This window comes from Pantoea folii, assembly GCF_056678875.1.
The window spans coordinates 421,512-445,154 of the sequence record NZ_JBWXON010000001.1 but is presented as its reverse complement, the minus strand read 5'-3'; the positions used below and the strand labels follow the sequence as shown (position 1 = coordinate 445,154).

Sequence of the window (23,643 nt, the reverse complement as noted above, 5' to 3'; positions counted from 1 at the left end):
TAGGGCAGATTAATAACCATCGGCAGAATGCGAGATTTAGTTAATTATTTTTTATTGCACGGTGATGGAGATCAAATCATACGTAGCGAAGGCGCAACATTTTTAGCCATTCTCACGATCTTAAATAGATCCAGTGAAATATGTTGTGCGACAGATTCAGAAATCCTAACAAGCCGATATTGTCGCGAGGTCGTAATCGTTATTATAATAATCATTACGGGCAAAGGTTAAGGGCTAAGGAATGGCGATTTATGTACATAGACGTTTTGATCGGAATTTCAAAAAGGCCAGTCTTCATGATGCTGACCTTTGCCATGCTGCTCCGGAAGTCAAAAGGGGCGAGTTTGAAGCTGACCTAGGGGAGGCGTGATTAAAAAGCGTATAGCACTGAGTAAGGGGAAAAGTGGTGGTGCCCGGTCGGTGATTTTCTTCAAAAGAGGAAACGCACTATTTTTTTATGATGGCTGGACTAAAGGCGAGTTGCATAAGAAAAATGCCAAAGAGATCGAGGATGACGTGTTGGCAACGTATAAAATCCTTGCGAAAGGGTACTTACAAGCGAGTGCGGCAGACCTGCTACAGCTTAAAAATCGTGGGACATTCAGTGAGGTAAACTGCGATGAAAACTACACCAGCAACATTGGATGAGATGATTGAAGATGCGGAAGAGTTGCGAGGATTAGGCCTACTTTCTGATGAAGATGTCTCTCAGATTGCCACGCGAATCTCTGCAAGTGAGTATCGCAAGCGTGTTGCAGCTGTACATGATATGACCGGTCTGGAAATTAAACTCATGCGTAAACAGTATGGCCTGAGTCAGGCATTACTGGCTTATACCTTAGGCATGACAGTGGATAGCGTTTCAAAGTGGGAGCGAGGAGAAATCAAGCCGAGTGGCCCGGCACTGCGTATCTTAAATACACTGGCTGCTAAAGGCCCTGATGCATTTGTTGTTTAAAGGGGAAACTGCACTCCAGTTTCCCCTTTAAAATTATGGCCTTCTAAACAGCGCCATGCTGCGGCCTTCCAGTTCAAAATCCTTCTCTTTGGTAATCACCAGCCCTTTTTTAGCGGTATCGGAGGTGGTGAGTTCCAGCACCCAGCCGCCTTCGCCAAATTGTGGGATGCGGAAGGGCACGTTGCCTTCAAACGGATTGAACAGCATCAGCACATCGTGCCAGATACCTTCTTCGGTTTGCAGATCCGGACGACCGATATAGACGCCAAGCGTGCTGCCCTCATCCCATTGGTCTTCCTGCTGGAAGCCGCCGCCAGCGTTAAACCATTTTATGTCCATACCGTCGCGCCAGTTTTCACGGCGCAGCAACGGCTGTTTCGCCCTTAACGCCAGCAGATGTCGAGTGAATTTGCGTAATGCATCCGCGGACTCCGGCAAGTTTTCCCAATGCAGCCAGGAGATTTCACTGTCCTGACAATAACCGTTGTTGTTGCCCATCTGACTGCGGCCAAACTCGTCACCCGCCAGCAGCATCGGCGTGCCGTGTGAGAACAGCAGCGTCGCGAGGAAGTTACGCTTTTGCCGCTCACGCACCGCATTGATGCCTTCGTCATCGGTCGGGCCTTCCGCGCCGTAATTGTACGAACGATTATCGTTATGACCGTCATTGTTATCTTCACCGTTCGCGTCGTTGTGCTTCTCGTTGTACGACACTAAATCGTTGAGCGTGAAGCCATCGTGTGCGGTAAGGAAATTGATGCTGGCCCATGGACGGCGGCCACGTTGATCATAGAGATCGCCTGAACCGAGCAGGCGTGCAGCAAAGTCGGTTGAGACGTTGTCGCCTTTCCAGTATTCACGCACCGTGTCGCGATATTTATCATTCCATTCGGCCCAGCCTGGCGGGAAGCCTCCTACCTGATAGCCGCCGGGGCCGATATCCCAGGGTTCGCCAATCAGTTTTAATTTCGACAGTACCGGGTCCTGCGTCATGGCATCAAAAAAGCCGCCACGCTGGTCGAAACCTTCCGGTTCGCGCCCGAGAATGGTGCCCAAATCAAAGCGAAAACCGTCGATATGCATCGATTCCGCCCAGTAGCGCAGAGAATCCATCACCATCTGCAACACGCGTGGATGGGAGGTGTTCACGGTGTTGCCAGTACCGGTATCGTTGATGTAGTAGCGATGCTGCTCCGGCAAGGTGCGGTAATAGGAGAAGTTATCGATGCCTTTGAACGACAGCGTCGGACCCAGTTCATTGCCTTCCGCCGTATGGTTGTAAACCACATCGAGGATCACTTCGATACCGGCATCGTGGAAGGCGCGCACCATGTCACGAAAGCCCTGAATGCCACGCGGGCCAAAGTAGCGCGAGGCCGGGGCAAAAAACGCCAGTGAGTTATAGCCCCAGAAGTTTTTCAGTCCTTTATCAAGCAAATGCTGATCGTCCGGGAACCAGTGCACCGGTAGCAACTCAACCGACGTGACACCGAGGCTTTTAATGTACTCGACGGTGGCTTTGTTGCTCATGCCATCGTAAGTGCCGCGCATTTCAGGGGGCACTGCCGGGTTCAACTGGCTGAAGCCCTTAACGTGTGTCTCATAGATAACGGTCTGCGACCACGGGATAACCGGGCGATTGCGGTCCTGCCAGTCAAATTCGTTGGGATCGATCACCCGACATTTTGGCGTAAACGGTGCGCTGTCACGTTCATCGAAAGTCAGGTCTTTATCTTCATGCAGCAGGTCATAGGCAAAATGCGCATCGTTCCACTGGATGTCGCCGCGCAGTTCACGAGCATACGGGTCGAGCAGCAGTTTGTTGGCGTTGAATCGATGGCCGTTTTCCGGTTCAAACGGGCCATGCACCCGGTAGCCGTAAAGTGCACCGGGCTGCAGACCGGGAATGTAGCCATGCCAGACTTCATGGGTATTTTCCGGCAGATCAAAACGCGCGATTTCGTGCTGACCGCTCTCATCGTAAAGACACAATTCCACACGCTCGGCGAACGCTGAAAACAGGGCAAAATTGACGCCCTCGCCATCATAATTTGCGCCAAGCGTTTGACCCGAACCCGCGATAATTTCTAAAGGCTTTGCGTTAGACATTCATTCCTCTCCATCCCATGAACAGAAATACAGGCTTGTTATTAACTGGCAATCAGCACCAGTGGCGCGTAAGGCGGTAAGTTATCTAAAGAAAGTTGTTCGTTAAGCGCTAAGGTTGCACCACTTAACAGATTGCGATAGTGCCGGTGGGCCAGTGACTCAGGTAAGGGAATGGACGTTTCAGCCCAGGAAGTGCCCTCCAGCATTAATCGAGGCACCACAACGATGAGGCTGTTTTCACTGTCCTGTCGCGCATAGGCAATCAGGAGCTCTGGATGCGCGCCAGTGGCGTACAACGGTTGATAATCGCCGAAACGGAATAGCTGCGGCTTATCCAGGCGCAGGTGTAATAAGCATGCGATGACCTGCTGTTTGAGTTTGCCGCTGCGCCAGTCAGAGGGCTGAGTGAAATCAGGACGGCTGCGATCAACAAGTTGCGCCTCCAGCACGGCGTAATCGGGCTCACGGCGGTTATCGGGATCGACGAGGCTGAAATCCAGCGCTTCGCTGCCCTGATAAATATCCGGGACGCCTGGTGCGGTGAGCTTAATCACGGTCTGTGACAGGCTGTTAACCAGGCCGGCATCAACGAAAGGTTGAATGGCTGTGACGAAGTCCGTCAGGAATGCTGGGTTTTCTGCGGATAGCAGATGTTTTGCATATTCCAGCACCGCCTGTTCGTAGGTTTCGTCGCCATCCGCCCAGTCAGTACGAAGCTTGGCTTCACGCAGCGCTTTCTCCACAAACGGTATAAAGCGTGCCTCAAGGGTACGCAACCCGTCGTGGTCATCTGGTCGTAAGGTCGTGGGCCACGCACCGGCCAGCGCCTGATACAGCATCCATTCTACCGCCGGTTCGGGGGCCGGGCCTTCGTTCATAGTGAGCACTTTGGATTGATTCAGCTCCCGCCAGCGCGTGACGTTCTCTGCCCAGAGTGCGGGTGCTTCGCTCAGTGAATAGAGTCGGGCACGGGCATCTTCCCCACGTTTGGTATCGTGGGTTGACGTCGTCGAAAGTGCGTCGGGTTGATGATGTAACCGGGTTTGCATCTGCTGGTGGAAGTGTTCCACAGAGAAGGGGTGCGGCAGCGGTTCCGCGCCGACTTCGTTGATGGCAAGGATGGCGTGATTTCGGAAGAACAGGGTGTCTTCCACCGATTTCGCCATCAACGGGCCGGTGAGTTGCTGGAAGCGCGTACGGAATTCAGCGGCATCCGGTTCACTTTGTTCCGAGACCGCACCGAGTAATATGGCCTGCAGGAAGCTGAGTGCAGCGGGAAAAGCACTGAACTTCACCGCTTCCAGTACCTGTTGCAGCAGCGCTTCACCCGCCAAAGGCATGCCCGCCGGGCGACCATAGGTGCGGTAAACCGGGAAGGCGATCAGCATCTCGCGCAGGGCGACATGCAACTCAGCTTCGCCAAAATTGCGCTGTTCTAAATGTGCCACCCCGGTCAATATCGCCAGCAGGCGTGAAAATTCACCAGCGAAGTTACGATCAACCATCAATTCACGGGCGGCGCGCAGACCAGCACTGACATCATTCCGCTCTTCGGTGACGGCTTCATAGGCCAGATGCAACGCATCAATCTGGGTATCGTCGATCAACGCATGTGAAAGCGCAGCGATAAACTCATAGCCAGTGGTGCCGGAAATGGGCCATTCAACCGGAATCTGCTCCTCTTCTGCCAGAATCTTCTCTACCGTGATGTAGCAATCCGCACCTGCGGCTCTGCGCAAACGCTGAAGATAACCCTGCGGATCGGCCAGACCATCAATGTGATCGACACGCAAACCACTCACAGCACCGCTGTGAACCAGTTCCAGAATCAGTGCGTGTGAGGCGTTGAACACGGCTTCATCCTCGACCCGCACGCCGACTAGCCCAGTGATTTCAAAGAAGCGTCGGTAAGAGAGATCTTTTCGTGCGTCACGCCAGTTGATCAGCTGCCAGGGCTGCTGCTGATGCAATTCGGCAATCGCTGCGCGATCGTTGATGGCCAGCACCTCATCGGCGCGTCCTTGCCAACTGGCAGGCGTCAGCGGATAGAAGCTGTCGTAGTAAGCCAGCGCCGGATGGCCAGTTTGCGGATGGGGCTTAATGCTCAATTCGTCGTTTTGCAGCACGCGTTCAAAATCATCGCCGAGGAACGGCAATGTGAGGGGACGCGACCAGTCGATATCGAAATAGCGCGCATACTGACTGTTTTCTCCATGCTCAATCACATCGCGCCACCAGGCATTTTCCAGTGATGCCGCCATATGGTTTGGCACGATATCCAGAATTAAACCGAGGCCGGCCTGCTGTAACGCCGCCGACAGTCGATTAAAGCCATCACGTCCGCCCAGCGCAGGGTCGATCTCATTGGCGTCGGTGACATCGTAGCCATGCGTGGAGTCCGTGGTGGCAGTGAAAATAGGTGAGGCATAGAGATGGCTGATACCGAGCCGCTGCAAATAAGGTAACAAGGTGATGGCGCGGTCAAAAGTCATGCCGTTGCGGAACTGAATACGGTAGGTTGCTGAAGGAATTGTCATGCTTTTTCTCCCTGTGCCAGACGCACCACAATGGCATGTTGCGGCAACACATCATTCTCCTGCGGCCAGGCAAAGAGGGTTTTGCCTGCCATAGTGGGTAAGGGCTGCGCCTGCTTGCTGATATTCAGTGCCAGCGAGAGTTCACCCTGCGGGAACTGCCAGCTCACCGCGATAAAACCTTTGGCCGTTTTCAGCACTTTGCCACTGTGACCGCCTGCCGTGGCGAGCAGCGGCACAATGTGGCGCTGACGCAAGTCCAACAATTGCTGAGTGAACGCCAGCCAGGCTTTGCCTTTCTCACTTTCCAGCTTGCTCCAGTCGAGTTTCGAGCGGGTGAAAGTTTCTGCCGCGTTGGGATCGGGCACGCTGTCGTCATGCCCTGCATGGCCGGTAAACTCTCGGGCGCGTCCTTCACGTACCGCTTTAGCCAAATCACCATGAAAATCGGTGAAGAACAGGAACGGGTTGGTTTCGCCATACTCCTCGCCCATAAACAGCAGCGGGATATGCGGTGACAGTAACAGCGTGGCCAGCAGCACTTTGGTGCGATCGGCGCCTGCCAGCGTAATCAAGCGGTCACCTTGCGCACGGTTGCCGACCTGATCGTGATTCTGGATGAAATCAACAAAGGCAACCGGAGGCTGTGCCGCACTGGGCACGCCGCGCCGTTGACCGCTCTGCGGCGAGATTTCTCCCTGATAGGCAAAACCTTCCGTCAAAATGCGCGCGATCTGCTTTTCAGGTACGTCGGCGAAATCCTGGTAGTAGGCATGGGTTTCACCGGTGGCAAACACATGAATGGCATTGTGGAAATCGTCATTCCATTCGCCGGTAAACAGCGGCGCATGGCCCTGTTTGTCACGCGGGTGCAGGAAGGTGACATTGCGTGAATCTTCCGTGGTGAGGTGGATAGGGCGGTCCGTTATCTCACGACGAATACGTTCAGCAATCTCAATCAACGCATGTTTGCTGGAGGTATCTTCGATTTGATCGATGGCATCAAAGCGCAGGCCATCGAGGTGATATTCCTGCAACCAGTAGAGTGGCGCTTCCACGATGTAACGACGTGCGGCATCAACATCATATGCGATGCCCGCGCCCCAGGGTGTCATGCGCTCTTTGTGGAAGAAATCAGGGGCCAGCAGCGGCAGATAGTTACCTTCCGGACCAAAGTGATTGAGCACAATATCGAGCACCACCGACAGGCCGTGTCCATGTGCAGCATCCACGAAGGCTTTGAAATCATCCGGCGAGCCGTAAGCGGAGTGCGGTGCGTACAGCAATACGCCGTCATAGCCCCAACCGCGATTGCCCCCAAACTGCGACACCGGCAACACCTCAATCATGGTAATGCCGAGTGCCTGCAAATAGGGCAAGCGGGTAATGGCGGCCTCGAAAGTGCCTTCGGGTGTGAAAGTCCCGATATGCAGTTCGTACACCACGGTTTCTTGCCAGGCGTGTCCGCGCCAATCCGTGTGCTGCCATGCATAATGACGAGGATCGACGACCACGGAAGGGCCATTGACCCCGGATTGTTGCGCGCGAGCGGCGGGATCGGGCACCACCGTGCCATCCGCCAGTACAAAGTTGTAAGTCGCACCAGGTTGTATGCCGCCCAGTTGCCGTTGATACCAGCCATCGTCCGAGGCTGACATAAGATGATCGCCATCGGCGAGACGCAAGGTAATCTGTTGCTGACCCGGTGCCCACAAGCGGAATAGCACGCTGCCATCCGCCTGAATCTCAGCTCCCCAGGATTTCTTAAATGATCTGAATTCCATTCAATTGCCTCGTTTAACCCTCGCAAGGGCAATGGACGACATCAAGCGGTACACGTTCCGTTTAAAGATGCTGACTGAGTACGATATACAGTGGGACGACAAGAAAGACTGAGAACAGATCATAGTCGATATTTTGCGCTTTTCTGGCGCGAACAGATGGGTTTAGGAAATTATCGACGCCTTACGCTTCGCTAATCAGGAAGGTGAATAGAAGAAAGGCGACCTGATGGTCGCCCCGAAGATTATGCTGGTTTGTGTTGCTGTACCTTGCGGCCGCGTTGCTTACGTAATTTATCAATCAGCTTATGCGCCTCCGCTTTGGTGGCGACTGCAGGTGAAGAGCCTTTCAGCGGTTTACGCGCGGTTTCACTCAACGTTAGCACGGTAATCAAGCCGACAATTCCGGCGCCCATCATGTAATAAGCGGGCATCATCGCATTGTGCGTGGTGTCCACCAGCCATGCAGTGATTAACGGCGTAGTGCCGCCGAACAGTGACACGGAGAGGTTAAAGCCTATCGCTAATGCGCTGTAGCGAATATCGGTGACAAACAGGGCCGGTAATGTGGCGGGCATGGTGCCGCTAAAGCAGGTATGCAATAAACCTAATACCGCCAGACCGGCAAATACCAGCATCATATTGCCAGAACCAATCAGCATATAGCTGGGAATAGCCAGCAATATTAAGCCCAGAGCCCCTAAGCCAATGACCGGCTTACGGCCCATACGGTCGGTTAAATGTCCCCACATCAACGTCAATGGCATCATAATAAACATAATGACCATGACTAACATGAGCCCGGATAGTTCACTCATGCCCAATACGCCGGTTAAATAGCTGGGCATATAAGCAGTCAACATATAATTGGATACGTTAAATAACAGCACCAGGCCAATACATTTCAACAGCGGTTTACTCTGTACACGCAGCATCTGCAGCAAGGTCAGTTGAGGCTTATTGTGCTCAAGCTCTTCGCGCTTGTCCATGTGCTCTTTAAATGCCGGCGTCTCTTCCAGTTTCAGGCGAATATAGAGACCAAATAATCCCAGAGGTGCGGCCAGGAAAAAGGGAATACGCCAGCCCCAATCCATCATGGCTTGATGCGGTAATAGTGCGATCATGCCGGTGACCAGACTGGCACCGAGCAGATAACCCGCCAGTGTGCCGAATTCCAGGAAGCTACCCATAAAGCCACGGCGCTTATCGGTGGAGTATTCCGCGATAAAGGTCGCTGCGCCACCGTATTCGCCGCCGGTGGAGAAACCCTGCACCAGACGTGCCACCAGCAACAGGATCGGGGCGGCAATGCCAATACTGGCATAACTGGGAATCAGGCCGATGCAGAAGGTGCCAATCGACATCATGATCATGGTGAAGGCGAGCACTTTCTGCCGCCCAAAGCGATCACCTAACGGCCCAAATACCATTCCCCCGATTGGGCGAACTAAAAACGCAGCGGCAAAGGTGCCGAAGGAGGCGATTAACTGCGCAGTGTTACTGGCACCAGGAAAAAAGACCTGGCCGATAATCACGGCGAGATAGCTATATACGCCAAAATCAAACCATTCCATGGTGTTGCCTAACGCAGCAGCACTCACAGCGCGTTTTAATAATTTGTTATCGATGACCGTAATATCATCAACGGTTAAGTCAGATTGTTTAGAAATCGTTCCGGTGCTCATAAACCTCCATGAGTAAAATTAGAGCGATCTTATAGCTTTCGCAGCCAAAAAATTCACCTATGGAAATGAAAGCTATAAGAGGCTGAAAGGCGGATACCTTAGGTAATCTCTTTAAGATGTGCAAGTTTGTGACATATATCCTTGCATTAAAGCGTAGCGATGAAGGTATATTCTGTCAAAGTGCTTGAGGGGTGAAATAATTGATTGTGTCGTGGGGGAGGGGGTGGGTTTTATTCTGCGCTATATTATGCGGTGACACTGTGCTAGTGAGTTAATTATGCTGCAGTCATTCACGCCGCATAAGATTCAGCGGCACAAGGCTGGTGAAGGAAAATCATTTGAACAGCACATTCACGATGGAGGTAAATACTGACCCTGTAACGAAAGCATGATGAATAATATTGTCTTGATTTTGAACATCCGCTAACCGCTTTAACGCCGCTTCTGGCGTCGCTGCTTCGACCTCTTCATTTAACTTTTTATAGCTTTGTGAAATGAGCATTACGGCGCTCTCGACATCTGTTCTTTCAACAGTGGCAACGACCTGATCTTTTTTATAGAAAATGTAATCTGGCATGGTCAAATTCCCGTGTAAACATGCAAGTGCAGCGCTTGATACTTGATGTCCACTACTTTAGCAAACCCTGGCTGATTGAGCTAAGGCGGTGAATGCCATTGCGGTTGCGATCAATAATTCTCTGTCCGTTTCCAGCGAGCAAGGATGGGCTCGATAACGTTTACTGCTGATGAACCCATGTTATTAGCAGGAGGCAGTATGCATTACATTATTAGCGGATTGAATAGCAGCGATTTTGCACATTTATACGGAAAGGATGATGAGTACCTGGCACAGTACAGCGCACGCCGAGTGTTAGCTAGCCAAGCCTCGGCTTTGCCAGATCGTATTGGCTTGAAGGATGTTCCACCAGGAGCTCATGCAATCTTGCTTAATCACACCTATCAACCCGCGCAATCACCATATCAGGGAAAACACGCAATTTTCATTCATGAAGGTTGTATGCAGTCCGGCATCTTCTACAGCGAGATCCCGGAATATCTCGCTAAGCGTCAACTCTCACTGCGAGCCTTCAATCTTGAGCACTGCATTATTGCGGCAGAGCTGGTGACAGGTGATGAAGTGGAGCCAACCGTTTTAGATCTGCTACAGCGGCCAGAAGCCGTGTATATCCACGCCCATAGTGCGCGATTTGGCTGCTATTTGGCGGCAATCCACAAGCATCAAGACTAACTCTGCCTTTGACGGCCTGCACCAAAGCCATAGCGCTGACGCTGGTGCGCTGGTGTGGTGTAGCCGAAAGCCAATAGCATTTTCCGCCCGTCTCCGTATTAATGACCTGCTTAGCATCCAAAGGGAGCGAAGCAGGTTTTTTCGTTTTAAAGACCTGTCTTCGATCACAATTCAATCTACAGTCACTGGCGATTTTGTGATTGGCTCCGCATCCCCAATCACCGGACAGTTTGCTTCGCAGCGTTTCTGATAGTTTATATTGTACAACCTGGTTTTACAGAATAAAACAAAGCATCTTCTCCTGATAACCATAATCAGACCCTGCGAGGAAAGAATGACTGAACAAACCCTGAAACAGACGGCGGTCTCGGCGCTGGAACGCGAAACCATGCGTCGCGTGATCTGGCGCATCCTGCCGTTCCTGGTGGTGAGCTATCTGGTGTCTATTATCGATCGCGGCAATATCGGCATGGCCGCTCTCCAGATGAATGAGGATCTTGGTCTGAGCAAGGCCGCCTTTGGTTCCGCCAGCAGTCTGTACTTCGTGGCGTATTTCCTGTTTGAGGTGCCCAGTAATCTGGCGATGCAGAAGTTCGGCGCGCGCTTGTGGGTCCCGCGCATCATGATCAGCTGGGGCATAGTTTCAATGTGTATGGCACTGGTGGAAACCTCTTCGTCTTTATATGTGCTGCGTTTTTTACTTGGTGCGGCTGAAGCCGGCTTCTTCCCTGGCGTGGTGTTGTATCTGACCTGGTGGATCCCTGCGCGTTATCGCGCGCGTATTATTGCCTCGTTTATGGTGGCGATCCCGCTGGCGAACTTTATCGGCTCACCGCTTTCTGGCTTGATACTCACACTCGACGGATGGATGGGACTGCGCGGCTGGCATCTGCTGTTCATTATTGAAGGATTGCCTGCCGTATTGCTCGGTATTGCCGCCTATTTTGTCCTGAGCAATCGCCCACACGAAGCGCGCTGGCTCAGCGGTGAGCAGAAGCAGTGGCTGGAATCCACGCTGCAGGCCGAGCGCCAGAAGCAAAAAAATATCGGTCATATTTCTACCTGGCAATTACTGAAGCACAAACATATCTGGCTGATGGCACTGATCTATTCTGGCGCATCATCAGCCGGCACCACCCTCAGCGTCTGGTCACCTCAACTGCTGAAATCATTCCATCTTGATAATCTCACCACCGGAATGCTCAATGCGATTCCTTATGGTTTGGCGTCGATATTGATGATTGTGTGGGGAAGAAGCTCAGACCGCACGGGCGAACGACGCTGGCACACGGCATTAACGTTGTTCATGATCGCTGGAGGGATTTTCGCCGCGTTTGTCAGCCTTTCGTTACCGGCAACCATAATTATCATGTGTCTGATTCTGGTCGGCGCTTATTCTATGAAAGGGCCATTCTGGGCACTGGCGGCGGGCTGGATGAGCAGTCAATCCGCTGCGGCAGGGCTGGCGGCGATAGGGGCGATCGCCAACCTGATTGGTGGCGCGGTAATGGTCAATGCTTACGGCATCATCAATGAAAAGACCGGTAGTCACACTTTGGCACTGTTGCCTCTGGCTGCGCTTTGCCTGTCAGGGGGGATTGCAGTAGTGATGATGGGGCGTAATCTTTCGCAAGGCCAGAAGGCGGAAGGTCGCTTGTCGAGTCACTCATCCTGAACTGACTCAGTGTGAGACTTCCGGGCACACTGTGGTGAGCCCGGAAGCTATCTGACACAACGATCAGTTATCGGTTGTCAGTGCGTCTTCACCGTATTGCGCACTGCAAAACGGCTTTGATGCACCCAGTTTTAAAGAGAGTCGTGCGGCACTCTGGCTCATTTGCTGCGTCAGGCCATCATCACGGCGCGATTCCACCAGGCGCGAGGCCGGGCCGGTTAACGCTAAGGCAGCAATCAATTTATCGTTCACGCCAAATACCGGCATCGCGAAGGCGGCGGTATGCGGATCGCGTGCGCCTGAGGTATATAACGGCAGGCGTGGATGCTTATCAAACAGGGCTTCATTGAGCCCCCAGAAGCGCAGCACCTGACTAATCGCAGACTGATCGAGAGGGAAAATCGTGCCGGGCAAACGGCTGTGTCGTAATCCTTCCGAAGCCTCGGCGCGGAATAAGCACATGCGCTGGCCGCCTTCAATCACATACCAACTAGCACTCTCATGGGTAGCCAGCGCCAGTTGTTGCAGCTCGGGCTGTACCACGCTGGCCAGATGGAAAGATTGCTCATACAACTTGCCCAGATACAGCAAGCGTGGTCCCAGTCCATAGCTCCCATTTTCATGGCGCACCACGTAGTTCATTCGTTCGAGAGAATTCATCAGGCGATAAACCGTGGTTTTGTGGTAACCCGACGCCTGCGACAACGCAGTCAGCGTCAGGCTATCGTCGCCTGGACGGAAACAGTCCAGTAGCGCTAGCGCCTTCTCCACCGCAATAACGCCTTCATTTCCCATGCATTCCTCCTGTTTTGAACGACAACGAGTGTACCTGAATTTTTGTGAGTCACCTCGTGTTTACGTCACAAACGCCGATAAGGCTATGGCTAAATCTGCCTCGCCCTGGCTATAGTTGTTTTATATTGTACACACGTGTTTTACAGAGTAAAACAAAGCGAGGAAGAGATGAGCATTCACACTACTGCAATGATCCAACGAAATATCAGCCGCGTGACCCCGGAAGAAGTGCAACAAGCGGCTGAGTATCAGGCGGCGATCCTGGCTGATGTTGCCGGGCGTCGCGGCACGCTGCACGGCCGAATCAAACCGCTTTCACCACAGATGAAAGTGGCGGGTCCGGCCATCACCGTTGAGGTACGTCCGGGTGACAATCTGGCCATCCATGCTGCACTGGCGATTGCCCAACCGGGCGATGTGATTGTGGTGGATGGCAAGGGCGACCTCAGTTGCGCGTTGCTGGGGGAGATTATGGCGACCCAGGCAGAGGCTTCCGGCATCGCGGGCATCATCATTGATGGCGCAGTGCGAGATGCCGATATGCTAAGCAAGCAGTCATATCCGGTGTTTGCTGCGGGATTGAATCCTTGTGGCCCCACCAAACTGATTCCGGGGCGCGTTAATCATCCTATTTCCATTGCCGGAGCTCAGATTCAGGCCGGTGATTTGGTGGTGGGTGATGTTGATGGCGTGGTGGTGATACCGCGTAATGAAGTACAGGCCATCATTGCCTTAGCGAAGAAAAAGCTGGACGGCGAAACCCAGCGCATTGCCGCTATCCGAGCTGGCGATGCGCGCGCGCCATGGCTTGAGAACGCACTGCGCCAGGCAGGTATGCTGGCAGAAGGGGAGACGCTGTGATGGCTAAAGCCCCTGTCATTCTGATTACCGGCAGCGATCTGGCTGCCGACGCGGTAGCCATACTTCGTGAGTTTGAGTTGGTCTTTGCGGGAAAACAACCCACTGAGACGCAGTTGATTGACCTGTGCCACCAGCTCAATCCGGTCGCGATTCTGGTGCGTTACGGCAAGATCAACGCCGCCGTGATGGATGCCGCACCGGCCTTGCGGGTGATCTCCAAACACGGCAGTGGTATTGATGTCATTGACCAGCAAGCCGCCACCGCACGACAGATTCGTGTCTGTTCTGCACCAGGAGCTAATGCCGCGGCTGTGGCGGAACATACCTGGGCATTGATATTGGCCTGCGCCAAATCTGTGATGCCGCTCGATGCGCGCCTGCGTGCAGGATTCTGGGATAAATCGACACACAAATCGATTGAGCTGGAAGGACGTGTATTAGGGTTAATTGGCTTAGGTGCGATCGGCAGTCGCGTGGCTCGCATCGGGAATGCAATGGGCATGCGGGTCGTGGCTTATGATCCTTTTGCGCGTGAATTCCCCCCGGCCTGTGAATTGGTTAATAGCCTTGAATCACTTCTGGCACAGGCTGATGTGGTGTCGCTGCACTGCCCACTGACAGAGTCCAATCGTGAAATGATCAACGCCGACACGCTGGCGAACTGCAAGCCCGGCGCAATCCTGGTTAACACCGCGCGCGGCGGGTTAATCAACGAGGCGGCACTCGCTGATGCGCTGCAATCAGGCAAGTTACATTGGGCAGCATTGGACAGTTTCAGCGCTGAGCCGCTGACCGCGCCGCATCGCTGGCAGGGCATCAGTAACGTGATTCTTTCTCCGCATATTGGTGGCGTGAGTGATGCTTCTTACATCCGCATGGGAACGGTGGCGGCACAGAATATTTTGCAGGCACTGGCAGATACGCCGCTGGAAGAGGGCGTGTCACCATGATCAGTCTGACTCAACCGGAAATCCGCCAGGCCGAGGTGTTCAGCCGCTTGCCCGACCGATTCAGAAAACCCGATCCGGCGAATGCCTGGTCAGCCGCCAATCGCGGTGGTCAGGCTGTTGACTCCTTTCTGGAAGGGCCTGTCTGGCATCCTTCTGGCTGCCTTTACGTCACCGATATCCCGTACGGCAGAATCTTTCGGGTGGATAGGCAGGGCGAGTGGGAGTTGATCGTTCAGTATCAGGGCGAACCCAACGGTATGAAGTTGCTGGATGAGGACACGTTGCTGATCACCGATTACCAAAACGGATTGATGAAACTCTCCCTTAATGACCGAAGTGTCACGCCATGGCTGACGCGTCGCAACAGCGAGAGTTTTAAAGGCGTCAACGATCTGACGTTTGACCGTCATGGCAATCTCTATTTCACCGATCAGGGGCAAACGGGTCTGCACGATCCGACGGGACGCGTATACCGCTTATCGGTGGATGGGCGTCTCGATTTGTTGCTGGATAATTGCCCGAGCCCAAACGGGCTGGTGCTATCGCCGGATGAGAGCCTGATGTATGTAGCGATGACGCGGGGAAATTGTATCTGGCGCGTACCGCTGCAAAAGGACGGTTCGGTGAGCAAGGTCGGGCAGTTCTTCACTTCACACGGCCCAAGCGGACCCGATGGACTCGCCATCAACACCGAAGGCGAATTGCTGATTGCCAATCCCGGATTAGGCCGTCTGTGGTTATTGAATGCGATGGCGGAACCCATCCAAATCATTATCAGCCCAGCGGGTCGCTCAACCACCAATGTCTGTTATGGCGGAGCCGAGCGCCGGCGACTGTTTATCACCGAGTCGGTCACTGGCTCAATCCTGACCTGCGACATGGCTGTTCCCGGTGCCGCGCTGTCAGGTCGTTCCACTCCAGCAAGCTAACAACAACAGGTGCCACAGAGCACCATGGAGCATCGCATGACCCTGCATACCTTACCTGACGCCATGCCAGGCGCGCCCGCTGCGCCTGAGAAAACCCTGAATCCCCAAGAAATGGATCGCAGCGAACACGCGGCGGCTAAAGCATTCAGGCGAATCCTGCCTTTCATCTTTATCTGTTACGTGATCAGTTATCTGGACAGGACCAATGTCAGCTTTGCCGCGCTGGGCATGAATGCCGATCTAGGGATAACGGCGGAGCAGTTTGGTTTTGGCGCAGGGATGTTCTTTATCGGTTATTTCCTGTTTGAGATCCCCAGTAATTTGATTATGCAGAAAACCGGGGCACGCATCTGGATTGCGCGCATCATGATTTCGTGGGGGTTGATTTCGATGGCGACGGCGTTTGTGACGGGGCCAACCAGTTTTGCCGTCGCGCGTTTTTGTCTCGGCATGGCTGAAGCAGGCTTTACGCCAGGCATCTATCTGTTTTTCACTTACTGGTTTCCCGGCACCTGGCGAGCAAAAATCACTGCTGCGTTTTTGGTGGGCATCCCGGTGGCAAACATCATCGGTGCCCCTATTTCGGGGGCGCTGATGCAGATCACCAGCCATGAACACATCCATAACTGGCAGTGGTTGCTCTTGATTGAAGGCGTGCCAGCCGTGTTACTTGGCATCGCGTGTTTGTTCTTCCTCGACGATAAACCGGCTAAGGCGAAATGGCTGACTGACGATGAAAAAAGCCTGTTGCAACGCAGATTGGATGAAGAACAACAGCGCATCGCTGACAAACATGGCGACAGCATGCGGCACGCGATGCGTAATCCGCTGCTGTGGCTGCTGGCATTGATCAATTTTTGTGGGATAGTCGGTTCGATTGGTGTCGGCTTGTGGATGCCACAGATCATCAAACAGATGGGCGTCAGTCACACAGCGACCGGTTTTCTCACTGCTTTACCGTACGTTTGCGGGGCACTCAGTATGTTGTTCTGGGCACGAAGAGCAAACCTTTCACCACATCGCATTCGTTGGATCAGTGGAGCGTTAGTGATGGCTGCCATAGCATTATCTTGCGGCGCGGTGGTGTCAGAACCGGTGCTAAAAATGCTGGCACTTTGCATCACTGTCAGCGGCATTCTGGCCTTTCAGGCATCGTTTTGGGCGCTGCCATCGGGTTTTCTAACCGGCAATGCCGCAGCGGCTGGGTTGGCCGTGATTGTTTCAGTGGGCAATCTGGGCGGTTTCTTTGGCCCTTCACTGATTGGATACGTTAAACAGATGTCAGGCGGCTTTATGTGGGCACTGTTAGCAGTATCGGCAATATTGCTATTCGGCGCACTGGCGGTGGCTCAGGTTCGCGATCCTTACAAAAACGCCTCATGAATGACACAAGATTGCCGCGCCCTTCAGGGCGCGGCAAGGTAACTTAGGTGCCGGTATGGCTCTGATATCCCACCGGGTTACCGTTGTCGTCAAACACCTCATAAATCACGCTCTCACCCACCTGAACCGGTTGCGCTATTGGGAGGGTGACCGAACCAAACGGCGCCACCAGCACATCATCCACTTTAAGCTTATTGGCAATCTGTAATCTTAAGCTCATATACCACGCCGTTGGATTCTCTAGTGTTAGCTGGCGTTCGTGCACGATAAAACGCAGCTTCTGCACATCTTCAGGCTGAGGCACGCCCAGCGCCGCCGGTCGGATAAAAACCTTAAGCCGCAACCGCAGCGGCAACAGGATTTTTTGTTCTGCGCTGCCTGTTTGCCTGCTCAGCGCGGGAATCTGATAAATATTCAGCCAGTAAAGGCTCTCACGATCCTCCGGCAACGACTGGCGTGAAGTGAGCACCAGACGAATTGCACGCTGCTCATCAGGTGCGAGTTTCATCATCGGCGGCATGGCAAAAATGGGTGCACTGCTCAATTCCGGGGACTGCATCAAATCACCGTCATCGCTCCAGATCTGTACCACGGAGGGGGTTTCCGCACCGTTCTTTATATTTAGCGCCTGGCTGCTCTCACCGGCATTAAAAATGATGCGTGTTCTATCCACATTCACCACGGCCATGGCGTGAGCAGCGAATAACAGGCTGCTCAATGCCATTGTGTTACTGAAAACTGACCACCACTTGCAACTGCGCATTGACTGTCCCTGCTGTTACTGTTTGTCCACTTATGGCTTCGAGCGAAGCCAAAAAATCACCGCTGTAAATATTGCTGCTACCGGAAGAGACCAGCGAGGTGAGATCCGTATAGGCATACCAGCCGCGCGTATTCCCGGTGCCGGTGCTGGCGAGGTTAGGTAATAAGTTAATGGCAGAACCACTGGCGTTATAAATTTTGATGCCCACACCCGAGGCCACGCCGCTGCTGCCATATTGATTATCCAGCAGCCAGGTCAATCCGCCGCCGCTGGTGGTCAAACCCAACTGTGTCGCTTGTGACACCGCGTTAGGTTGATTCACCAGTAAGCCCATCGCGACATTGGCGGCAGTGCTGGTGGATGTGCTGGTGCTGGATCGCGCGCCCGATTCGCACTGCAGCGAGATCGAAAACGGTACCTGACTGCTACCGCCTGCTTTGAGCGCGTTCACACTGATGGTTGGCAGCAGCACCACAGACGGGTAATTCTGGACTTCACACAACGCGCCCCGCACATAGGTCACGTTGCGATACGTACTCCAGGCGGCGGGCCAGTTGCCGTAAAACCCGTACCAATAGCTGGCGCTGTCCTGGCCTACTGCCAGACTGTTGGTGTCCAGACCTGGGCCTTTAAATGCAATATAGCCGCGCGGCTGCGTCCAAAGATCGCTGTAGCGATTATCGCCATTGGCGTAATAGCTGGTTGAACTGATTTTGAACATTTCGTACAACACGTTGCTAAACGCGCTGGCCGGAATGTAAAGGTAGGTGCCGTCAGAGTACCAACTGTCGGCGGTAAACTGGCGTGACTTCCAGTAGCGGCTGTAATACTCACCGGTGGTCAGATTGGTCATGCGCACTGCCACGTTTTTCGCCACGTCGTAATAAGCGCCGCTAACCTCGCTGCTGGCATACATGCCAGCATAGGCGCTGTCACCGTTGGTGGCGTACATCTCATACAAACTGCCCGCATCCGCTACTGCACAGCGGTAGAGGATCTGATTCGGGCTGTAAGCGGTGTTGCTGGCGGAGGTGAGAAACGAACCGACTGAACTGGCCAGCAACGATCCTGCGGGCTGAAAGGATGTACCGCTGTTGATGCTGATCACCGATGGCAAACCCAGGTTGCCTGAACAGGTATCACAGGCACCCGTCCAGGACGATGCGGTGTAGCCGGCTGCCAGAGCGGCGGCTGAAAGCGATGAGGTGCTGGTGACTTTGATGCAGTTTGCCCATAACGTCAGCGGCAGCATCAGCAGCACAACGAGGAGATATTTAATTTTCACGAGTTATAGCGTCCTGCAAATACCATTGAGGAGGATAAGCGCCTGTTGCGTCTTTCCGGTGATTTGATAATTGACGGCACAGCGTTGGGTTTTGCCATCCCAGCTGATTTGCAGACTGCCGGAGTCATGTGGAACGCGTGCGTAAAGCTGGTTTCCCTGACCGACAACGCCAATCACGGTGTTGGAGGCATCACGCACTTCGGCGCCCATCGGCGGTGCCATCCCCTCGGTGGTATTCAGTGAAATCAACACCGCGGTGCCGCGTAAGGTGGCAAAACTCACCTGACTCACGGCACCGGCATAAGGAACCACACGCTGGCTTCCGCCGTTTAACTCAGCATCGGCGCGCATGTGCAACGTATTGAGGCTGACCGTGTTTTCACGATAAGGGGTGAGCGAGGGCAGCAGCGCATAACCGTTGTAGTCAATGACGGCTCCTTGTCCGTTTTGTACCGTCGCACCTTGGGCGCCCTCGGCATGGATCAACGCGAACGTATCGCTGGTGTAAGGCCCCGCAGTGAGACCGCCACGATGCAGCAGTAAAGTGCCAGACGTGCCTAAACCGACCTGGCGATAGTGATCTCCCTGGCCGTAGTTGGCGTGGATGGCGCCAAAACGGGTGTTTTGCTGCAGGTTGCCCCCAAAGGAGCTGGCTTCTCCGTTGACGCCATTGCGGTAATGCTCCGTTCCTCCGTAGAGCGAATAGGAGAAATCGCGCTGTTCGCCTGCCGAACCTGTTAGTGTCGCCATCGAAGACTGGCTCTGTTTTGACTGGTTGTAGTTGTAGGCCACAGATGAAAGACCCGCACCCCAGTTAAGCGGTACTGAAATATTCACTGAAAGGGTATTTTCGCTGTAGCGCTGCTGACGGCTGCTGTTGAGATTATCGTTGACGCTCACATTGCCTTGCTGGGTATTCCACCAGGTGCGTTGACGCGCCACATTGATACCGTAACTGATATTGCGCCAGCTGTTGCTATAGCCGAACTGCAACTGGGTGATACGCGACTGGTTGTTGTAATAGTCGGCGGTGCTGGCGCTTAAACTGACCAGGCCATACGCATCCATTGATTGGCTGAGTGTCGCCGATAAGCGATTACGCTGGTTGAGCGAGTCTGAGTAGTAGTTGATTTCCGCTTGTTGCTGGCGTCGAACCCCTAAAACATCCTGCAGGTCGCGAAATCCACGAGTCGAATATCGATAAGCGGCCAGGACCAGGTTGGTGCCAGTTTGAAAGGTTTTGCTGTAGCTTAACTCTGCGCGCCAGCCCGAGGTGCGCTGGTCATTTTCGGCCTTTGCCTGGGAAAACGTGGTGTTGAGACCAAATGCACCTGCGCCGGTTGCCCAGACACCTCCCAGAAGCCACGCCTGGTAATCTTCCGCCAGCCGTGAACCGACGGTTGCCGTCAAACTATTACTGACGCCGCGCTGCATCACACCCTCAAAAAAAGCGTTATTCACAGCGTAATATTGGCGCACACGGCCCAGCGCCAGCGAGTAATGCCAGTTGCCCGGACGCACCGAATCAGGAACCGAGGAGTAGGGCACCGTAAAGGTGGCGATTTTACCGTTGGCTTCAATTACCTCGACTTCAAAATCCCCCTGACTGCGGGTGTTGTTCAAATCATCAATGATAAACGGGCCAGGCGGCACCACGGTTTCATAGATGACCTTGTTCAACTGTTTCACAATAACACGGGCGTTAGATGAGGCGATGCCTCGAATTTCAGGGGCATAACCGCGTCTGCCTTGCGGCCACATACGTTCGTCAGTGGCGAGTTTTACGCCATTAAACGGCAGGCTGCCAAACAGCGAGCTGTCTGTGTAGCTATCGCCAAGGGAAAGCTGGCTATTGATCGACGTCAGTGGCCGTTGCACCCAGGTTCGTACCTTGTTGTAGCGATAGCTGCTACCACCCACACTGCTGCTGAGATAGCGAAGATTGCCCTGATGACGCAGCTGCCAGTTGGCGACATTAGTGCCTGCGGTGATCCCGCTCCACAAATATTGATAGCGGTAGGCAGCCGCGCTGTTTTCCGTCCAGGTGTAATTGGTGTTGTGGCGCAGAAATAACGCGGTCATCCCGCCATCCCACTGTTCGGGCGGAATATAACCACGCGGCGTGCGCTTAAGCGCTGACAGGGGCAGCGTGATATTCAGGCGTAACGCGGCGGCATCAAAAGCCCAGCTCCCTTGTGGCGTCCAGTCAGCAAGCGGGGCGCACTCGCGATTTATTGGCTGTGTTGGAACCTTTTTTAACGGCAACATTTTCACCAGGGAAAAGGGTAAGCATGGCTCGACCTCTTTTCCTTGTGCCGGGGGCAAAAATTCCAGCTTCACGCTGGATGACACGAGGGCATTATTGACATAAACATCGACCAGATAATGCCCCGCGGGCAACTCGCTTTGGTTGAATTGCGCGATGTTCTGACCGAAAGCAGAGCCTTTAAACAGCGACGGATCGAAATAATATTCTTCACTGTGCACGGCTGTTGAGAAATAGAATGAAACGGTCAGAAAGAATAAGGGGAATTTTAATTCATTGGGAGTTGATGGGGTAATTTTCACTTATTCTGGCTCCCTGATCGTTAATCGCGTCGAGTCTGACGCTGCCTACACCCTGTAAGCGTTGTTTGGTATGACTGAACCAGCAGGTATGCATGGAGAACGGGGCAACCATTACAGGTTCACACTCATAATTTTTTCCCGCGATACGCAGGGAAATAGCGACGAATGAAGCATGCCAGGGCTGCGCATTATCGATCTGTAATCCGCTGCCTTTTTGGGAATCGATTAGAGTGCGGACTTTAATACCCGATAAAATATTGCCCGGTTTGCCTATTGCCGCAGGGCGATAAAACAATTTCACCCGATTGCGCAGCATGACCGTCATGGCATTCTTATCGGCGGCAGCCTGTGATGCAGGCGGAATTTGCAGCATGTTAAACCAGTATACGGACTCTCGATCCTGAGGCAGTTTGTCTGGCTGGCTGACGACAATACGCGCGACCTGCCCTGATTTCGGCTGAATACGAAATACCGGCGGCGTAGTAATAAAGGGCACGCGATTAATCTGCTGTGGTTTGGCATCCATATCACCCTCATCAAACCAGGTCTGAATAACATAGGGAATGCTATCGTCGTTTTTAAATTGGATATTGATGGAGCTGGCGGGTGCCGGATAAATAATCCGACTGCCCAGCAGCGTGACGCTTGCTGTTGCCGTCGCTGACATCACGCTGATAAATAACGCGCCCAGGGCATTGCGTAAATACATACAGACAATCTCATGGCATGCAGCGCACGCCCGGATTTCCGAACGTACGCTGATTAATTATTACTGGTAAGTCACAGCGTATTGTAATGAAGCAGCCACGGTTCCGGCAGCGGCGACACCATTGGCATAATATTGTGCGTTATAAGTGGCCGAGGATTCGGTCTCATCGGCGGCAAGCGTCAGGTCGCCATCACCGGTATAGCCGCCCGTTAGGTTAATCACCGCGTCTTTACTGTCCACCAGTTGGACCTCCACATTTTTTGCGGTGCCGGTGTTCGCCAGGTTGCCATTGGCCGTCACGTTATTGCCGACAAATACCGTTGAAATTTTTGTTGAGGAAGCTGAGTTGCCGGTACAACCGGTCAAACCAACGGTAAAGGCGGTTTGCCCGGCGACATCACCGCTGGCAGCCAGATCGGATTTACTCACGGTGGGCATCAGCACCACCGGTGAGGCCGCATTGCCATTCACCGAGATGGAACAGGTTTCATCAGCCACTTCACCCTGGAAATTAATGGTGTTATCGGACGCTGCAACCGCAGAGGCCGAGAAAAGGGCACCGGTAATAACCAGTGAAAGCAGTGTTTTATGTGTTTGCGTCATTTCGTGTAATCCTTTTACTTAGTGACCCGAAATCAGCTGATTAAGGCTGGTACCGGTCTTTCGTCGAATCGAATCTTTGATGTTGTAAATTTTTTTCATCTCATGGTTCATTGCTATCGAAATGGCAGAAAGTGAATTCCCTTTTAAGGCTAAATCCAGAAAGGTCACTTCCTCATTCGACAGTGCATTAACTCTCCTTGTTGCGCCTCCTTTTAAACCATAATAGGTACTGTTAATCACCTTCTTGATATCCTCTAACCGGTCTTCACAATAAATAACGGAGTGGATTCCCTCTCTCTTTATCCAGTGTGCAGCCAGAGCGGCCAGCGGACGATCGGAGACTAAAACGATCGTTAGCCCGGTGGATTTCAGATAATCAATCCAGTTTTTATTGGTGAGATAACGTAAGTTTTCTCGCGAAAAATCAACGAATATACATCCCCGGCAAAACACACTTTCATAGCGGCCAGCGACTAATGAAAGTACACCTTTAATCAGGAAATGATTGTTCCCCGGCCAAATCGCAATTTTTTGTATTGGACAGCGATTAAGAATATCGTTGTTTCGGTTCGTCAGCTGGCAGCCATATTTGCAACTGGCACAGCGTAAGTCCTCTCGTGTGGTATTTTTCATAACAAACTCATCCGCTCCTGTAAGAGCTGCGGATATCCTGGCAGGATAATTGTTTTTATTCAACGAGTTAAGAAAATCAGTCATTTCTTACCCTCAGAAAAGTCTTAGGTTGTACGGGATGGTGATTTTTAAAATTCCATTGTCTTTTCTCAACTTGGCATGATCGTCATCGT

Annotated in this window: 19 protein-coding genes and 1 pseudogene; 8 read left to right on the top strand and 12 right to left on the bottom strand. The window is 53.0% G+C overall.

Features of this window, described 5'->3' with window-relative positions:
- The first annotated feature begins 241 nt into the window (after window positions 1-241).
- Window positions 242-648, top strand: a pseudogene (locus tag AC1MDE_RS02170) (type II toxin-antitoxin system RelE/ParE family toxin).
- Window positions 620-958 (top strand): helix-turn-helix domain-containing protein, encoded by a 339-nt coding sequence (locus tag AC1MDE_RS02165; protein WP_034822694.1) that lies wholly within the window; start codon window positions 620-622, stop codon window positions 956-958. Before AC1MDE_RS02170 ends, AC1MDE_RS02165 begins: the two are co-directional and overlap by 29 nt.
- A 33-nt stretch (window positions 959-991) precedes the next feature.
- On the opposite strand, the gene glgX is transcribed toward AC1MDE_RS02165, so the two are convergent.
- The 5 genes from glgX to AC1MDE_RS02140 form a co-directional block, all read right to left on the bottom strand.
- Complete coding sequence (gene glgX / locus AC1MDE_RS02160) at window positions 992-3,067, bottom strand: glycogen debranching protein GlgX (protein WP_480344173.1); 2,076 nt, start codon at window positions 3,065-3,067, stop codon at window positions 992-994.
- Between the two features lie 41 nt (window positions 3,068-3,108).
- On the bottom strand, window positions 3,109-5,604 hold the full coding sequence (gene treY, locus AC1MDE_RS02155) for a malto-oligosyltrehalose synthase (RefSeq protein ID WP_480344172.1): 2,496 nt from the start codon (window positions 5,602-5,604) through the stop codon (window positions 3,109-3,111).
- Complete coding sequence (gene treZ, locus AC1MDE_RS02150; protein ID WP_480344171.1) at window positions 5,601-7,385, bottom strand: malto-oligosyltrehalose trehalohydrolase; 1,785 nt, start codon at window positions 7,383-7,385, stop codon at window positions 5,601-5,603. The genes treY and treZ overlap by 4 nt, the downstream gene beginning before the upstream one ends.
- A gap of 242 nt (window positions 7,386-7,627) precedes the next feature.
- Complete coding sequence (proP, locus tag AC1MDE_RS02145) at window positions 7,628-9,067, bottom strand: glycine betaine/L-proline transporter ProP (protein ID WP_097117767.1); 1,440 nt, start codon at window positions 9,065-9,067, stop codon at window positions 7,628-7,630.
- A 334-nt stretch (window positions 9,068-9,401) separates the two neighbouring features.
- Window positions 9,402-9,644, bottom strand: coding sequence for a hypothetical protein (locus tag AC1MDE_RS02140; protein WP_058961235.1), 243 nt, complete (start codon window positions 9,642-9,644; stop codon window positions 9,402-9,404).
- Window positions 9,645-9,842: 198 nt separating this feature from the next.
- On the opposite strand from AC1MDE_RS02140, the gene AC1MDE_RS02135 reads away from it, so the two are divergent.
- On the top strand, window positions 9,843-10,316 hold the full coding sequence (locus AC1MDE_RS02135; RefSeq protein WP_479400023.1) for a DUF1203 domain-containing protein: 474 nt from the start codon (window positions 9,843-9,845) through the stop codon (window positions 10,314-10,316).
- 334 nt (window positions 10,317-10,650) lie between these two features.
- Window positions 10,651-11,991: an MFS transporter gene (locus AC1MDE_RS02130; protein WP_480344170.1), complete on the top strand. Its 1,341-nt coding sequence runs from the start codon at window positions 10,651-10,653 to the stop codon at window positions 11,989-11,991.
- Window positions 11,992-12,054: 63 nt separating this feature from the next.
- Here AC1MDE_RS02130 and AC1MDE_RS02125 read toward each other — a convergent pair whose 3' ends face one another.
- Window positions 12,055-12,786, bottom strand: a complete 732-nt coding sequence (locus AC1MDE_RS02125; RefSeq protein ID WP_034822708.1) for an IclR family transcriptional regulator — start codon at window positions 12,784-12,786, stop codon at window positions 12,055-12,057.
- A gap of 168 nt (window positions 12,787-12,954) precedes the next feature.
- On the opposite strand from AC1MDE_RS02125, the gene AC1MDE_RS02120 reads away from it, so the two are divergent.
- From AC1MDE_RS02120 to AC1MDE_RS02105, 4 genes are all read left to right on the top strand, one after another.
- Complete coding sequence (locus tag AC1MDE_RS02120; RefSeq protein ID WP_058961240.1) at window positions 12,955-13,647, top strand: RraA family protein; 693 nt, start codon at window positions 12,955-12,957, stop codon at window positions 13,645-13,647.
- Window positions 13,647-14,597 (top strand): hydroxyacid dehydrogenase, encoded by a 951-nt coding sequence (locus AC1MDE_RS02115; RefSeq protein ID WP_058961242.1) that lies wholly within the window; start codon window positions 13,647-13,649, stop codon window positions 14,595-14,597. The genes AC1MDE_RS02120 and AC1MDE_RS02115 overlap by 1 nt, the downstream gene beginning before the upstream one ends.
- On the top strand, window positions 14,594-15,526 hold the full coding sequence (locus tag AC1MDE_RS02110) for an SMP-30/gluconolactonase/LRE family protein (protein ID WP_479400026.1): 933 nt from the start codon (window positions 14,594-14,596) through the stop codon (window positions 15,524-15,526). The genes AC1MDE_RS02115 and AC1MDE_RS02110 overlap by 4 nt, the downstream gene beginning before the upstream one ends.
- A gap of 63 nt (window positions 15,527-15,589) precedes the next feature.
- Complete coding sequence (locus tag AC1MDE_RS02105; protein WP_480344280.1) at window positions 15,590-16,909, top strand: MFS transporter; 1,320 nt, start codon at window positions 15,590-15,592, stop codon at window positions 16,907-16,909.
- Window positions 16,910-16,952: 43 nt separating this feature from the next.
- Here the strand turns inward: AC1MDE_RS02105 and AC1MDE_RS02100 are convergent, their stop codons facing one another.
- The 6 genes from AC1MDE_RS02100 to AC1MDE_RS02075 are packed head-to-tail and all read right to left on the bottom strand — an operon-like array spanning window position 16,953 to window position 23,554.
- Window positions 16,953-17,633, bottom strand: a complete 681-nt coding sequence (locus AC1MDE_RS02100) for a fimbrial assembly chaperone (RefSeq protein ID WP_167347125.1) — start codon at window positions 17,631-17,633, stop codon at window positions 16,953-16,955.
- A 4-nt stretch (window positions 17,634-17,637) separates the two neighbouring features.
- Entirely contained in the window at window positions 17,638-18,924 is a 1,287-nt protein-coding gene (stbD, locus tag AC1MDE_RS02095) for a fimbrial usher protein StbD (protein WP_058961285.1), read from the bottom strand.
- A 36-nt stretch (window positions 18,925-18,960) separates the two neighbouring features.
- Window positions 18,961-21,525: a fimbrial outer membrane usher protein gene (locus tag AC1MDE_RS02090; protein WP_374754042.1), complete on the bottom strand. Its 2,565-nt coding sequence runs from the start codon at window positions 21,523-21,525 to the stop codon at window positions 18,961-18,963.
- A complete protein-coding gene (locus tag AC1MDE_RS02085; protein WP_479401705.1) occupies window positions 21,497-22,234 on the bottom strand; it encodes a fimbria/pilus periplasmic chaperone in 738 nt (245 codons plus the stop codon). Before AC1MDE_RS02085 ends, AC1MDE_RS02090 begins: the two co-directional genes overlap by 29 nt.
- A 60-nt stretch (window positions 22,235-22,294) precedes the next feature.
- Entirely contained in the window at window positions 22,295-22,837 is a 543-nt protein-coding gene (locus AC1MDE_RS02080; protein WP_058961250.1) for a fimbrial protein, read from the bottom strand.
- Between the two features lie 18 nt (window positions 22,838-22,855).
- Entirely contained in the window at window positions 22,856-23,554 is a 699-nt protein-coding gene (locus tag AC1MDE_RS02075) for a LuxR family transcriptional regulator (RefSeq protein WP_237449301.1), read from the bottom strand.
- Window positions 23,555-23,643: the final 89 nt, after the last annotated feature.

Bases quoted from the DNA above. Each gene is read 5' to 3' on its own strand.
- AC1MDE_RS02165 (WP_034822694.1), top strand. From the start codon at position 620: ATGAAAACTACACCAGCAACATTGGATGAGATGATTGAAGATGCGGAA.
- glgX (WP_480344173.1), bottom strand. From the start codon at position 3,067: ATGTCTAACGCAAAGCCTTTAGAAATTATCGCGGGTTCGGGTCAAACG.
- treY (WP_480344172.1), bottom strand. From the start codon at position 5,604: ATGACAATTCCTTCAGCAACCTACCGTATTCAGTTCCGCAACGGCATG.
- treZ (WP_480344171.1), bottom strand. From the start codon at position 7,385: ATGGAATTCAGATCATTTAAGAAATCCTGGGGAGCTGAGATTCAGGCG.
- proP (WP_097117767.1), bottom strand. From the start codon at position 9,067: ATGAGCACCGGAACGATTTCTAAACAATCTGACTTAACCGTTGATGAT.
- AC1MDE_RS02140 (WP_058961235.1), bottom strand. From the start codon at position 9,644: ATGCCAGATTACATTTTCTATAAAAAAGATCAGGTCGTTGCCACTGTT.
- AC1MDE_RS02135 (WP_479400023.1), top strand. From the start codon at position 9,843: ATGCATTACATTATTAGCGGATTGAATAGCAGCGATTTTGCACATTTA.
- AC1MDE_RS02130 (WP_480344170.1), top strand. From the start codon at position 10,651: ATGACTGAACAAACCCTGAAACAGACGGCGGTCTCGGCGCTGGAACGC.
- AC1MDE_RS02125 (WP_034822708.1), bottom strand. From the start codon at position 12,786: ATGGGAAATGAAGGCGTTATTGCGGTGGAGAAGGCGCTAGCGCTACTG.
- AC1MDE_RS02120 (WP_058961240.1), top strand. From the start codon at position 12,955: ATGAGCATTCACACTACTGCAATGATCCAACGAAATATCAGCCGCGTG.
- AC1MDE_RS02115 (WP_058961242.1), top strand. From the start codon at position 13,647: ATGGCTAAAGCCCCTGTCATTCTGATTACCGGCAGCGATCTGGCTGCC.
- AC1MDE_RS02110 (WP_479400026.1), top strand. From the start codon at position 14,594: ATGATCAGTCTGACTCAACCGGAAATCCGCCAGGCCGAGGTGTTCAGC.
- AC1MDE_RS02105 (WP_480344280.1), top strand. From the start codon at position 15,590: ATGCCAGGCGCGCCCGCTGCGCCTGAGAAAACCCTGAATCCCCAAGAA.
- AC1MDE_RS02100 (WP_167347125.1), bottom strand. From the start codon at position 17,633: ATGGCATTGAGCAGCCTGTTATTCGCTGCTCACGCCATGGCCGTGGTG.
- stbD (WP_058961285.1), bottom strand. From the start codon at position 18,924: ATGCTGCCGCTGACGTTATGGGCAAACTGCATCAAAGTCACCAGCACC.
- AC1MDE_RS02085 (WP_479401705.1), bottom strand. From the start codon at position 22,234: ATGTATTTACGCAATGCCCTGGGCGCGTTATTTATCAGCGTGATGTCA.
- AC1MDE_RS02080 (WP_058961250.1), bottom strand. From the start codon at position 22,837: ATGACGCAAACACATAAAACACTGCTTTCACTGGTTATTACCGGTGCC.
- AC1MDE_RS02075 (WP_237449301.1), bottom strand. From the start codon at position 23,554: ATGACTGATTTTCTTAACTCGTTGAATAAAAACAATTATCCTGCCAGG.